The organism is Nocardia cyriacigeorgica (assembly GCF_005863245.1).
Lineage (GTDB): Bacteria > Actinomycetota > Actinomycetes > Mycobacteriales > Mycobacteriaceae > Nocardia > Nocardia cyriacigeorgica_C.
In genome coordinates this window covers 431,067-442,350 of sequence record NZ_VBUT01000005.1, presented here as the reverse complement: position 1 = coordinate 442,350, position 11,284 = coordinate 431,067, and the positions used below count along the sequence as shown (strand labels likewise).

Below are 11,284 nucleotides of genomic sequence, written 5' to 3'. Positions count from 1 at the left end.
GACAGCAACGACTGGCGGCCACAAAATCGAGATATTCGGCCAGCAGGCGGATTACCGGGCCCGGGACAGCGCTTCGGTCAGTGCGACCGGGAGGACGTCGAGTGCGTCGAATCGCCAGCCTGCCGGGGTGCGGCGGGCCCGGTAGCGGTGGATGCCCGCGGCGACGGCTTCGGTGCTGTCGTCGATGACGAAGACCGCGAGGTCGTGGGCGCGCACGGTCGCGGTGTCACCGTCGATGTCGATGACGAGGTTGGACTTGTTGTGCAGGGTGCGGGCATAAGTGTCGTGGCCGCTGCGCACGAGGGCTTCGAGGGCGGCGATGCCGTGGGCTTGTCCGCGCGGGGAGTTCACCACGACATCGTCGGTGAAGAGGCGGTCGGTGTCGGTGGCGCCCTCGTCGACCCACAGGCTGTGGCGGGCAACGAGATCGGCCAGTTCCGCGCGGTCGGCGAGCTCGCGGATCAGGACATCGGTGGTGGTCATGGAGAACTCCTACAATCTGTTCGTGACACTAACGTTAGTGCCATAAACGAATGTAGATCGTTAGTGGCACTAACGCAAGCGGTAGGCTCTTCTCATGAACACCGATGAGGAGATGCGCTTCGACCACGGCGAAGCCACTCCGGCGCGGCTGAAGAAACAGCTCTCACGCCTGACCTCGATGACAGCGGCCCAGATGACGCGCCTGTCACGCGAGGCGTTGCGCGCCGCCGGAGCCCGCAAAGACCACTTCGTGGTCCTGGCCGCGCTCGCCGAATTCGGGCCGGCCAGCCAGGCGGCGCTGTCGCAGCGATCCAGCGTCTACAAAAGCGATCTCGTCGCGGTACTCAACGACCTCGAAGACGGCGGATGGTTGCGCCGCGCCCCCGACCCGGCCGACAAACGCCGCAATGTCATCACCATCACCGAACCCGGCCGCCGCCGCCTCGCCGAACTCGACCGCGTCCTCGACGAGGTCAACGAACACATCATGACCCCGCTCGACCGCGACGAACGCGCCCAGCTGTTCGCACTGCTCGGACGCATCAACGCCCACCTCGCCACCGCGGCCGGCGCCGCCGGTATAACGCCGGCAAGGTGAAGCGCATCCGCAACGACGGCCGGGTGATGCTCGCTTCCTGCGACTGGCGCGGCACACCGCTCGGCGCCTCGGTGCCCGGATTCGCCGAGGTGCTGGCGCCGCACGCCAGTGCGCACTTCATCGATTTGATGAAGCGCAAGTACGGTCTGGTCGCTCGGGCCGGGCTGCTGGGCAGCAGGCTGCGCGGGGGCACCGAACGCATGGCGGGCATTCGGATCCGGCTGGACGAGTGAGCGATCCGAGCTCGGCCTCGAACCAGCAGACCGGGACAGACCCGGCTACCGGAACGCAGATCACTCGCTCGGCGGCCCCTGCGGGCTCACCCGCGCGAGGTGGGCGCGGTAGTTCGGGCAGGTCGTGATGTCCTCGTGTGAGCAGTTCAGGCCGGCTTCGAGCAGATCCAGCGCCGCGCGCAGCGCCGCCATCCTGGCCTGCAGGGTGCGATGGTTGCGGTGCAGCACCTCCTTGCGGGCGGCCGGGTCGCCAGCGGCGAGAAACGTCCCGATGTCCTTCAGCGGCAGGCCCGCCTGCTTCGCGATCACGATCGACGCCACCCGGACGAGGTCGTCAGGGGTGTAGCGGCGGCGGTCGCCTGCGACGCGGGTGGGGTGCAGCAGGCCGACCGACTCCCAGTGCCGCAGGACGTGTGCCGGCAAGCCGAAGTGGTCGGCCACCTGGCCGATCGTCAGCGCACTTGACTTCATGTCGACATTAAGTCGAACGATGGCAGACATGTCCACTCTGCTTGCTGTCCTAGACGCCATCGACGCACAGCCGCTGTCCGTCGAGCTACGCACGCGTTCCTACGAGATGCTCGGCGACCTCACCGGCCGGACCGTGGTCGACGTCGGTTGCGGCGGCGGCCGCGCGGTCGCCGAACTGGCCGAGCGCGCAGCCCGCGCCGTCGGCGTCGACCACGACCCCGAGATGATCGCGGTGGCCCGGCAGCGCTGGCCCGCCGGTGAGTTCCACGTCGGCGATGCCTGCGAGCTGCCGTTGCAGACCGGGTCGGTGGCCGGCTACCGCGCGGACAAGGTGTTGCACACCCTCGCCGATCCGGTGCGAGCCGTGACCGAGGCCCGCCGGGTGCTCGCGCCGGGCGGCCGGGCCGTGCTGCTCGGCCAGGACTGGGACACCATCGTCATCGACTCCGACGATCCGGAGACCACCCGACGGCTGGTCCATGCCAAGGCGGACGCACTCCCGTCGCCGCGTATCGCCCGCCGTTACCGCAACCTGCTACTCGACGCCGGATTCAGCAACCCGGTCGTCGAAGTGCGTACCAGCGTGTTCACCGACGACACCGCGCTCGCCCTGCTGCGCCGCATCACCGACGAGCAGAGCTGGCTCGCAGAGCAAGCCCAGCGTGCCCGCACGAATCGGATCTTCGTCGCGGTGCCGATGTTCGTCGTCGCCGCGCGGCGATAGCCGACCACCGCCTGCGCCGGCCAGTGCGGCAGGATCGACTGCTGCACAGTCCATCTCGGGCGCCTGGACGGTGCTCCTCGACCGACCGGGGGTCGCGCGAACGTGGCTCCCGGTCAGCGGTGGTCGTCGACCGCCGACAGCAGGGCGTCGAGGTCGGCGGCCGGCATGCCGAATCCGGTGAGCCGATCCAGCGGAATGGAAGCCAGCATGCGCATCATGTCGACGCCGAGGGCTTGGCCGTCGCCGTCACTGCCGCCGGTCATCGTCGCGAACATCTGTGACAGCACGGCCGCCGCGGCCGGGTTCGCCAGTACCTCCCCGAGAGTGGACTGGCGGGTGATCGGCAGGCGCAGCTCGTCGCCTGCCACCTCGACGTCGACGGTGGCGCGGATGTCGCGGCTGGACGCGCCGGCCATCACCCGGTAGGTGCCGCCTTCGGCGACCCACGCTCCGGTGCGGGTCTCCCAGTAGGCCAGCGCCTCACGCTCGATCGGTATCGAAACCCTGTGGCTCGCACCGGGTTCCAGCTCATCGGTGACCGCATGCCCCTTCAGCTCGCGCGGTGGACGCGTGATCGCGGACTCGGGCAGCGCGGTGTAGATCTGCACGACCTCGCGGCCGCGGCGGTCACCGGTATTGGTGACGGTGACGCCCACGGTGAGCCCGTCCGCGTTCGCCGCCACCGACAGATCCGAGTAGCCGAAGCTGGTGTAGGACAGGCCGTGCCCGAACGGGAAACTCACCGCCATCTCGCGGGCGTCATACCAGCGGTAGCCGACGAAAATGCCTTCGCCGTAACGGATATGGGAGTTCTCGCCGGGGAAGTTGAGGTAGGCGGGCACGTCCTGAAGCCGCAGCGGCACCGTTTCGGTGAGCCGGCCCGAGGGATTGACCCGCCCGAACAGCACATCCGCCAGCGCGCCGCCACCGGCCTGACCGAGCAGGGCGCCGTCGACGATGGCCGGTGCGGGATCGACCACCGGCGCCAACCGCAGCACACCACCGTGGGAGAGCACCACCACTGTCTTCGGCTGTACGGCCACGATCTCGGCCAGCAGTGCGAGCTGGTCGGCGGGAATCTCGATATCGTCGCGGTCGAAACCCTCCGATTCCTGGCCCGCGCCCAGCCCGAGGAACACCACCGCCACCTCGGCCGCACGCGCCGCGGCGACCGCTTCCTCCACCAGCACCGGATCGGATGTCGTGGAGTCGGTGCGGAAACCGCGCGCATAGCGCACCTGCCCGGGTTCGGCCGCGGCCCGGATCTCCTCGACCGGCACATCCAGGCGGGTCGGATTCACATGCGAACTGCCGCCGCCCTGATAGCGCGGGGTCTGCGCGAACTCGCCGATCACCGCCAGCGACTGCCCGGCCCGCAACGGCAGCAGGTCGCCGTCATTGCGCAACAACACCACACAGCGCGCGGCGACCTCACGCGCCAGCCGATGATGGGCGTCCGGATCCGGTGCCTGCGGGGCAGCCGCCCGCCCGGTGACGACCTTCGCCGCCAGCTCGGCCATTTTCTGCGCGGCCCGGTCGACCGCCGCGGCGTCGAGCGCACCGGATTCGACCGCCGCCACGACCTGTGCGTCGGCGTCACCAGCACCGCCGGGCATCTGGAGATCCAGGCCGGCGGCGACCGAGGCGACCCGGTCCGATACCGCGCCCCAATCGCTGACCACCAGCCCGTCGAAACCCCATTCCCCGCGCAGCAGTTCGGTGAGCAGCCACCGGTTCTGCGCGGCGTAGACGCCGTTGATCCGGTTGTAGGAACACATCACCGTCCACGGCCGCGCGGTGCGCACGATATGGGCGAAGGCCCGCAGATAGATCTCCCGCAACGGCCGCGCATCCACATCCGAACTCGACCGCATCCGATCGTGTTCGGCATTGTTGACCGCGAAATGCTTGAGCGAGGCGCCCACGCCTTGGCTCTGCACGCCCTGCACCCATGCCGCACCCAGCACGCCGGTGAGCAGCGGATCCTCGGAGTAGTACTCGAACACGCGGCCGCAGCGCGGATCTCGTTTGATGTTGATGCCCGGGCCGAGCAGCACATCCACCCCTAGGGCGCGCGCCTCGCGGCCCAGCGCTTCGCCGACCCGGCGCACCAGATCCACATCCCAGCTCTGCCCGAGCCCGACTGCGGGCGGGAAGCAGGTCGCGGGCCTGCTGGCGGCCAGGCCCAGGTGGTCGGTCGCGCCGGTCTGCCTGCGCACCCCGTGCGGGCCGTCGGTCAGCAGGATCGACGGCACCGGACCGACCGCCTTGGTGGTCCAGAAATCCGCGCCGCTGCCGAGCGCGGCCTTCTCGGCCAGGGACAGGTCGCTGATACCGGTAGTTGCCGTCATCGTCAGCTCCGATCGGTCGCCGCGGGCAGGGAAACGCTGTACCGACATCGAATCACGGCCGCCGCCTCCGTCGTACGGTGCTACCGGGACACGCCGTCAGCGCTGAGGAGGGTTCGTGGAAATCACCCTGGTCGTGGTCGTCGGCATCATCGCCATCGTGGTGGTCGCGGCGTTCTCCGACACCCTCGGCGTGGCCGCTCCGCTGAGCCTGGCCGTGGTCGGCATCGCGCTCAGTTTCGTGCCGGGAATCCCGCATCCGCAGGTCGACCCCGAACTCATCCTCACCGTCGTACTGCCGCCGCTGCTGTATTCGGCGGCGGTGAACATGCCCGCGGTCGATTTCCGGCGCAACCTCAAACCGATCACCGGGCTCGCGGTACTGCTGGTTGTGGTCACCACCCTCGGCATGGGCTGGCTGTTTCATCAGCTGCTGCCCGAGATCGGCTGGCCCGCCGCCTTCGCCCTGGGCGCGGTGATCAGCCCGACCGACCCGATCGCGGCGACCGCGGTCGGTAAACGGCTCGGGCTGCCGTCGCGGTTGCTGACCATGCTGGAGGGGGAGGGGCTGGTCAACGACGCGACCGCGCTGGTGCTGCTGCGTTCGGCGGTGGCCGCGTTGGCGGCGACGGTGTCGCTGTGGCAGGTGCTCGGCGATTTCGCGGTGGCGGTCGTGGTCGCGGTGCTCGCCGGGCTGGTGGTCGGGTGGCTCGGGGTGCGGGCGCGGGCCATGCTCGACGACCCCGTCGCCACCACCGCGGTGTCGTTCGTGATCCCGTTCCTGGCCTACCTGCCCGCCGAGGAATTCCATGGTTCGGGTGTGCTGGCGGTCGTGGTCGCCGGTCTGGTGAGCGGGCATCTGAGCCCCCGCCATCTCGGCGCCCGGGACCGCCTGGTCGATGCCACCAACTGGCGCACCGTCGCCTTCCTGCTGGAAAGCGCGATCTTTCTGCTCATGGGCCTGAGCCTGTCCGGGTTGATCGACGATGTGCGCGGCGAAGAGCTCAGCGCCGCCCAAGCATTCGGCATCGGCCTGCTCGCCGCGCTGGTGGTGATGGTGATCCGCGCGGTGTTCATCGTCCCGCTGGTGGCGTTCCTGCGCCTGGACCAGCGCCGCGCCGCCGAAGCCAAACCCCGCCTCGAACAGATCAGCGCACGCATCGCCGACACCGACCTGCCGCCCGACAGCAAACGCCTCCGGTTGATGCTGCGCCGCCTCGGCAAGGTCTCGGCCACCGTCGAATTCCGGCTCACCGAAACCGTCGGCGCTCGCGGCGGCGTGGTCCTGGCCTGGTCCGGGATGCGTGGCGCGGTCACCGTCGCGGCCGCGCAAACCCTGCCCGCCGAGACACCGATGCGCTCGGAACTGGTCCTGATCGCCTTCGTCGTCGCGATCACCACACTGCTGGTGCAGGGACTGAGCCTGCCGACGGTGATCCGCGTCGTGCGGGTGCCCGGCGATGATCCCGTCCGGCTGCACGAGGACGTCGCCGAGCTGCGGACGCTACTGTCACAGGCCGCCGAAGGAGTTCTCGACACCCCCGGTCTGGCCGACGCCGACGGCAACCCGTTCCCACCGACCCTGGTCGGAATGGTCCGTGACGACACCGTCCGCAAGGGGTCGGCCGCGCAGCGGGATCTGCCGGCGGAGGGCCCCGACCCGCGCGAACAGTACCGGCAGCTGCGATTACAGGTCCTGGCCGCGCAGCGGGCGGCGCTGCTGCGCGCTCGCGACCGCGAACGCTTCGGCGCCAAGGCGCTGGCCCGCTGCCAGCACATGCTCGACCTCGACGAAGCCCGCCTCCAACAGCTCGGCCGCCCAGGGCTCTGAGGCCTCCGGCGCAGCTGGGATACCAAATAGTGCGGTGTGGGTGCGAGAATGCGGTGATGAGTGCGTCGCCTGGATTCGCCTCCGAATCCGAACGGGTCACCCGGATCCTGCGTGATGAGATCCTCGACGGCGTGCGCGCACCGGGATCCAAACTGGTCGAACGCGAGCTGGCCGCCGACCTCGGCGTCTCCCGGCTGCCCGTGCGGGAAGCATTGAAAATGCTGGTGGCGGAAGGTTTGGTGACCCCGCGCCCGCGCAGCTGGGCGGTGGTGCGCCAGTTCAGCGCCACCGATATCGCCGACCTGATCGAAGTGCGGTCGGCGTTCGAAGTGCTGGCCTTCCGCCTCGCCGCGCAACGCGCCACCCGCGCCGGACTCGACGAGCTGCGCCGCGACCTGGACGCCGAATGGGATGCCGCCCGCTCCGGTGATGCCGTCACCGCCCGCCGGGCGGCCGCCGACTTCCACGAAACCGTCATCCGGCTTACCGGCAACGAACTACTCGGCGAACTCCAGGCCACCCTGCGCAGCCGGCTGCGCTGGCTGCTGGGCCGCCACGACGACCTCATCACCGTGGCCCGCGAACACCAGCAGCTCTACGATGCCATCGCCAACCGCGACCTCACCCGCGCCGAAGCCCTGGCCGCCGCCCATATCCAAACCAGCCGCACCCTCGCCGACCAACGCGCCGCCACCGAAGCACACGCCGCGGACTGAGCACACCACGGATTTCAACCGGGCCGCGCCACCGCTGAAGGAAGCCTTCACCGCGGTGAGCGTGCGGATCGTCCACACGTCGGTCAGCAAGGCATTCCCGCAGGGTGGACTGCTACTCCGCGCCGCAGAACGGACCGACTCCGCCGACGACAGCGGGATACCGATGCCTGAGACGATGAGCTGATCAGTCGGCTCATACCGCGGGGGCGATACATGGGTGGAGGGCGCCGGTGCGCAGGTGGCCGACGCTACCCGCGCAGGACCGCGTTCACCCCAGCAGCCTCGCGGCCAGCTGCGCGTGCAACGCCTTGATGTCGGCTTCGAGGGCGGGCTCGGGTCCGGCCACCGGCACCGACGGCGCCACAGCGGTGATGGGCAGCGCGGCGACCGGACTCGGCGGCAGGCCCCATTCACGTTTCCATCGGTCGAGCTGCTCGGAGCCGACCGCATACACGATGCGGCCCAGGCCCGCCCAGGCGTGCGCGGCGCTGCACATCGGGCAGTGTTCGCCGGAGGTGTAGACCACGGCGGCCGCGCGCTGGCCGGGCGTCAGATGGGTCCCGGCCCAGCGGGCGATCTCGAACTCCGGATGCTGGGTCGGTTCACCGGTGACGATGCGGTTGCGGGCTTCGAACCGGATCGCGCCTTCGCCGTCGACCAGGATCGATCCGAACGGCTCGTCGCCGTCGTTCAGCGCGGCGCGGGCCAGGTCGACACATCGGCGCAGATAGTGCCGGTCCTGATCGGTGATGCGGTAGCCATCGCCTGATTCGCTCATGCCCTCACGGTACCAATGCTGGTATACCAACCGGTCCCATCTCGAGTGTCGGTAACCACAGTTGTGGTGCTGTGTTGGACAAATACCTTCTCACTCCCAAACCATGGTTGGTATACCAAAGTGTGGAGCTTTGACGATGTCGACCCGCAAGCATTCGAGCCGACGGCGCTCGCTGCTGATGAGCGCGACCGTCGCCGCGGCGTCGGCGGCGATGCTGACCGCTACCGTGGCGTGCACCGCCGACTCGGCGCCCCCGCAGGCCCCGGTCACGACTCCTGCCCCGGCACCCGCCGGCGCGCCGACATCGGCCGAGCCGAACCCGGCCGCCGCGCCGGCGACCCCACCGCACGACCCCGACCTCGACGACGACTTGTTCGCCGCGGCCGCAGCCGACGACGCGGCCCGGGTGCGCGATCTGCTCGCCCGCGGCGCCGATATCGAAGCCCGCGGACAGCACGGGCGCACCCCGCTGATCGAAGCCACCAAGAACCGCGCCACCGACGCCGCCCGCGCACTGATCGAGGCCGGGGCCGACGTCAACGCCAAGGACGCCCTGCAGGATTCGGCGTACCTGTATGCCGGTGCGGAAGGGCTCGACACCATCCTGGACCTCACCCTCACCCACGGCGCCGACCTGACCAGCGTCAACCGCTACGGCGGCACCGCGCTCATTCCCGCCGCCGAACACGGCTCGGTCACCACGGTGCGCCGGCTGATCGCCGCCGGTGTGGCGGTGAACCACGTCAACACCCCGGGCTGGACCGCGCTACAGGAAGCGGTGGTCTACGGCGACGGCAGCAGCCGCTATCAACAGGTCGTCACCGACCTGCTCGCCGCGGGCGCCGACCCGGGCGTCCGCGACAGCGACGGCAACACCGCCCTCGACAACGCCCTCGCGCGCGGACAATCCGAGATCGCGGCCATCCTGCGCGCCCACCGCTGACGGAGCTGGGCGGGCGAAACCTGCACTGCGCCTGTAGTTTCGGCGCCATGCATCCACTGCTCGCGCGACTGGACCGATGGCTGTCGACCCACCGCCCCGCCTACCATGCCGGCCTGCGGCCCGGCGCATCCGCGGACGCCATCGATGCCATCGCCGCCCGCGTCGAGGGCCGGTTCCCGCCGCTGCTGCGGGAGCTGCTCGGCTGGCGCGACGGTGAGAGCGGGGACCACTGGGGAGCCCTGGTCGGCGTGTGGTCGCTGATGTCCACCGACGATATCGAGGCCGCACTGTCCGATATGGACTGGCTGATCGACAACGACGACACGGGCGAGTGGTGGGGCCCGGACTGGATCCCGTTTCTGCAGAACGCGTTCGGCGATTACGTGTGCGTCGACTTGGCGGGCGGCTTCGACGGCGTCGCGGGCCAGATCATCGAGTTCAGCCACGACAGCGAATACCGCTACATCACCCATCCAGGGCTGCACGACTGGCTGCACACCGTCGTGCGGGGGTTCGAGGACTCGATGTTCGCACCCGACGCCGAGGTGGAATTCGACCGCTGGGACCCGGTGGACGACCAGGCGTATCAGGCGTTCATCGCCGAACACCATCCCGGCTATCCCGTCACCGTGCGAGTCGACGACCTCGAACCCGCCGAGGACTCCGGCCCGTTCCCGCACGGCCACCAGCCACACGCCGTCGACCTGGACCGGCTGCGCGGAAACCTGCGCGCGGCCGGACTCGGCGACATCGTGGTGGACACCGCATTCGATCGACTGCCACCCACCGACACCGGCGACACGCCCCAGCCGAGCTGAACACACACACGGACTCGCGTGCGGGGCGCCGTCACCGCGCCTTCCCCGCCCGTGCTGTTTGCCCCGCCCGTGCGCGGGCATCCGGCGAACATGGCTACTGACACCGGACCAGGCGACACGTTGGGCCCCACCGAAAGCCTCGACTCCGACGAGGTACGCAACGACGACGGCGACATCGTGGTCGACCCGCCCGAGGACTGGACCGGCGCCGACAAGTTCGGCATGACACCCGCCGAACAGCGCGCCGGCGAATCACTCGATCAGCGGCTGGCCGAAGAAGAACCCGACCTCGGCGCCACCGAGCCGGGCGACCCGGCCGCCGGACAACCCGGCGTCATCGACGAAGGCGACGACATCGACCAGCTACCCGCCGACGACACCGACGACACTTTCGGCGAACACCACGGCCACATCGACGGCGCCCCCGAGGACGGGGAATCGTTCTTCCCGATCGAAGACTGACGGTGGCATGCTCTTGACCCTGACACAGTGTCAGGCTGTCAACTGGGGGCCATCATGTTCACCATCGGAGACTTCGCTCGGCACGGCCGCGTGTCGGTCCGGATGCTGCGTCATTACGACGCCACCGGCCTACTGCGCCCGGCTCACGTCGACACGGCCACCGGTTACCGCTATTACGAGGCCGCGCAGCTTGCCCGGCTGAACCGGGTCATCGCGCTCAAAGACCTCGGTTTCACCCTCGGACAGGTCCAGGCGATCCTGGACGAGAAGGTGACCACCGAGCAGCTACGTGCGATGCTTCGGTTGCGGCGCGCGGACCTTGAGGCAGCGATGACGGCCGCGGCGGCCCGGTTGGCCCAGGTCGAGGCGAGGCTCCGTTCGATCGAGAGCGAGGGGCAGATGCCGAGCAACGATGTCGTAGTGAAGAGCCTGCCGAGCGTGCGGGTGGCGGAAATGACCGCAGTGGCACCCGACTTCGACACCATCGGCCCGGTGATCCAACCGCTCTACGACGGGCTGTTCCAACGTCTGGCGGCGGCGGGAATCGATCCCTCCGGGCCCGGTGTCGCCTATTACGAGGACGCGCCCGACGGTGGGATCCTCATCCACGCGGGTGTGGAGGTCAGCGCGCCCGTCGGCGTGCACGACGGGCTGCGGATCGTCGACCTGCCGCCCGTCGAACAGGCCGCGACCGTCGTGCACCGCGGCTCGATGGATACCGTCCTGCCCACCGTCCAGCTCCTCGGCCGCTGGATCGACGCCAACGGCTACCACTCGATCGGCTACCCCCGGGAAGTCAACCTGGAATGCCCCGCCGACCGTGACGAGTGGGTCACCGAACTCCAAGAACCGGTGACCAAGATCTGACAACCGGGCGAC

General features: G+C 69.5%; 13 protein-coding genes. 9 read left to right on the top strand and 4 right to left on the bottom strand.

The window, feature by feature from the left end:
- Nucleotides 1–51 precede the first annotated feature (51 nt).
- A complete protein-coding gene (locus FEK34_RS15230; RefSeq protein WP_138448514.1) occupies nucleotides 52–483 on the bottom strand; it encodes a nuclear transport factor 2 family protein in 432 nt (143 codons plus the stop codon).
- Between the two features lie 94 nt (nucleotides 484–577).
- On the opposite strand from FEK34_RS15230, the gene FEK34_RS15225 reads away from it, so the two are divergent.
- Entirely contained in the window at nucleotides 578–1,081 is a 504-nt protein-coding gene (locus FEK34_RS15225) for a MarR family winged helix-turn-helix transcriptional regulator (protein ID WP_138448513.1), read from the top strand.
- Nucleotides 1,078–1,314 (top strand): hypothetical protein, encoded by a 237-nt coding sequence (locus FEK34_RS15220; RefSeq protein ID WP_138448512.1) that lies wholly within the window; start codon nucleotides 1,078–1,080, stop codon nucleotides 1,312–1,314. Before FEK34_RS15225 ends, FEK34_RS15220 begins: the two co-directional genes overlap by 4 nt.
- Before the next feature lie 60 nt (nucleotides 1,315–1,374).
- Here the strand turns inward: FEK34_RS15220 and FEK34_RS15215 are convergent, their stop codons facing one another.
- The gene (locus FEK34_RS15215; protein ID WP_249359266.1) at nucleotides 1,375–1,815 is read right to left on the bottom strand and encodes a MerR family transcriptional regulator; all 441 of its coding nucleotides are present in this window, start codon (nucleotides 1,813–1,815) and stop codon (nucleotides 1,375–1,377) included.
- Between FEK34_RS15215 and FEK34_RS15210 the strand changes: the two genes are divergently transcribed.
- On the top strand, nucleotides 1,814–2,509 hold the full coding sequence (locus FEK34_RS15210) for a methyltransferase domain-containing protein (RefSeq protein WP_138448511.1): 696 nt from the start codon (nucleotides 1,814–1,816) through the stop codon (nucleotides 2,507–2,509). The two genes, FEK34_RS15215 and FEK34_RS15210, sit on opposite strands and share 2 nt — an antisense overlap.
- Nucleotides 2,510–2,622: 113 nt before the next feature.
- Here FEK34_RS15210 and FEK34_RS15205 read toward each other — a convergent pair whose 3' ends face one another.
- A complete protein-coding gene (locus FEK34_RS15205; protein WP_138448510.1) occupies nucleotides 2,623–4,860 on the bottom strand; it encodes a glycoside hydrolase family 3 C-terminal domain-containing protein in 2,238 nt (745 codons plus the stop codon).
- Between the two features lie 115 nt (nucleotides 4,861–4,975).
- Here FEK34_RS15205 and FEK34_RS15200 point away from each other — a divergent pair, with 115 nt between their 5' ends.
- Together FEK34_RS15200 and FEK34_RS15195 are read left to right on the top strand one after the other, a co-directional pair.
- Nucleotides 4,976–6,688 (top strand): cation:proton antiporter, encoded by a 1,713-nt coding sequence (locus tag FEK34_RS15200; protein WP_138448509.1) that lies wholly within the window; start codon nucleotides 4,976–4,978, stop codon nucleotides 6,686–6,688.
- Nucleotides 6,689–6,744: 56 nt separating this feature from the next.
- Nucleotides 6,745–7,404, top strand: coding sequence for a GntR family transcriptional regulator (locus tag FEK34_RS15195; protein WP_138448508.1), 660 nt, complete (start codon nucleotides 6,745–6,747; stop codon nucleotides 7,402–7,404).
- 268 nt (nucleotides 7,405–7,672) lie between these two features.
- On the opposite strand, the gene FEK34_RS15190 is transcribed toward FEK34_RS15195, so the two are convergent.
- Nucleotides 7,673–8,182: a nucleoside deaminase gene (locus FEK34_RS15190; protein ID WP_138448507.1), complete on the bottom strand. Its 510-nt coding sequence runs from the start codon at nucleotides 8,180–8,182 to the stop codon at nucleotides 7,673–7,675.
- Between the two features lie 136 nt (nucleotides 8,183–8,318).
- Between FEK34_RS15190 and FEK34_RS15185 the strand changes: the two genes are divergently transcribed.
- The 4 genes from FEK34_RS15185 to FEK34_RS15170 all read left to right on the top strand — a co-directional run bounded on the left by FEK34_RS15185 (nucleotide 8,319) and on the right by FEK34_RS15170 (nucleotide 11,272).
- Nucleotides 8,319–9,125: an ankyrin repeat domain-containing protein gene (locus FEK34_RS15185; protein WP_249359204.1), complete on the top strand. Its 807-nt coding sequence runs from the start codon at nucleotides 8,319–8,321 to the stop codon at nucleotides 9,123–9,125.
- A 47-nt stretch (nucleotides 9,126–9,172) separates the two neighbouring features.
- Nucleotides 9,173–9,943 carry an SMI1/KNR4 family protein gene (locus FEK34_RS15180; protein ID WP_138448506.1) on the top strand — a complete coding sequence of 257 codons (771 nt, stop codon included), beginning with the start codon at nucleotides 9,173–9,175 and terminating at the stop codon, nucleotides 9,941–9,943.
- 90 nt (nucleotides 9,944–10,033) lie between these two features.
- On the top strand, nucleotides 10,034–10,405 hold the full coding sequence (locus tag FEK34_RS15175) for a hypothetical protein (RefSeq protein ID WP_138448505.1): 372 nt from the start codon (nucleotides 10,034–10,036) through the stop codon (nucleotides 10,403–10,405).
- A 54-nt stretch (nucleotides 10,406–10,459) separates the two neighbouring features.
- Entirely contained in the window at nucleotides 10,460–11,272 is an 813-nt protein-coding gene (locus FEK34_RS15170; RefSeq protein ID WP_138448504.1) for a MerR family transcriptional regulator, read from the top strand.
- Nucleotides 11,273–11,284 lie beyond the last annotated feature (12 nt).

Bases quoted from the DNA above. Each gene is read 5' to 3' on its own strand.
- FEK34_RS15230 (WP_138448514.1), bottom strand. From the start codon at position 483: ATGACCACCACCGATGTCCTGATCCGCGAGCTCGCCGACCGCGCGGAA.
- FEK34_RS15225 (WP_138448513.1), top strand. From the start codon at position 578: ATGAACACCGATGAGGAGATGCGCTTCGACCACGGCGAAGCCACTCCG.
- FEK34_RS15210 (WP_138448511.1), top strand. From the start codon at position 1,814: ATGTCCACTCTGCTTGCTGTCCTAGACGCCATCGACGCACAGCCGCTG.
- FEK34_RS15215 (WP_249359266.1), bottom strand. From the start codon at position 1,815: ATGTCTGCCATCGTTCGACTTAATGTCGACATGAAGTCAAGTGCGCTG.
- FEK34_RS15205 (WP_138448510.1), bottom strand. From the start codon at position 4,860: ATGACGGCAACTACCGGTATCAGCGACCTGTCCCTGGCCGAGAAGGCC.
- FEK34_RS15195 (WP_138448508.1), top strand. From the start codon at position 6,745: ATGAGTGCGTCGCCTGGATTCGCCTCCGAATCCGAACGGGTCACCCGG.
- FEK34_RS15190 (WP_138448507.1), bottom strand. From the start codon at position 8,182: ATGAGCGAATCAGGCGATGGCTACCGCATCACCGATCAGGACCGGCAC.
- FEK34_RS15185 (WP_249359204.1), top strand. From the start codon at position 8,319: ATGTCGACCCGCAAGCATTCGAGCCGACGGCGCTCGCTGCTGATGAGC.
- FEK34_RS15180 (WP_138448506.1), top strand. From the start codon at position 9,173: ATGCATCCACTGCTCGCGCGACTGGACCGATGGCTGTCGACCCACCGC.
- FEK34_RS15175 (WP_138448505.1), top strand. From the start codon at position 10,034: ATGGCTACTGACACCGGACCAGGCGACACGTTGGGCCCCACCGAAAGC.
- FEK34_RS15170 (WP_138448504.1), top strand. From the start codon at position 10,460: ATGTTCACCATCGGAGACTTCGCTCGGCACGGCCGCGTGTCGGTCCGG.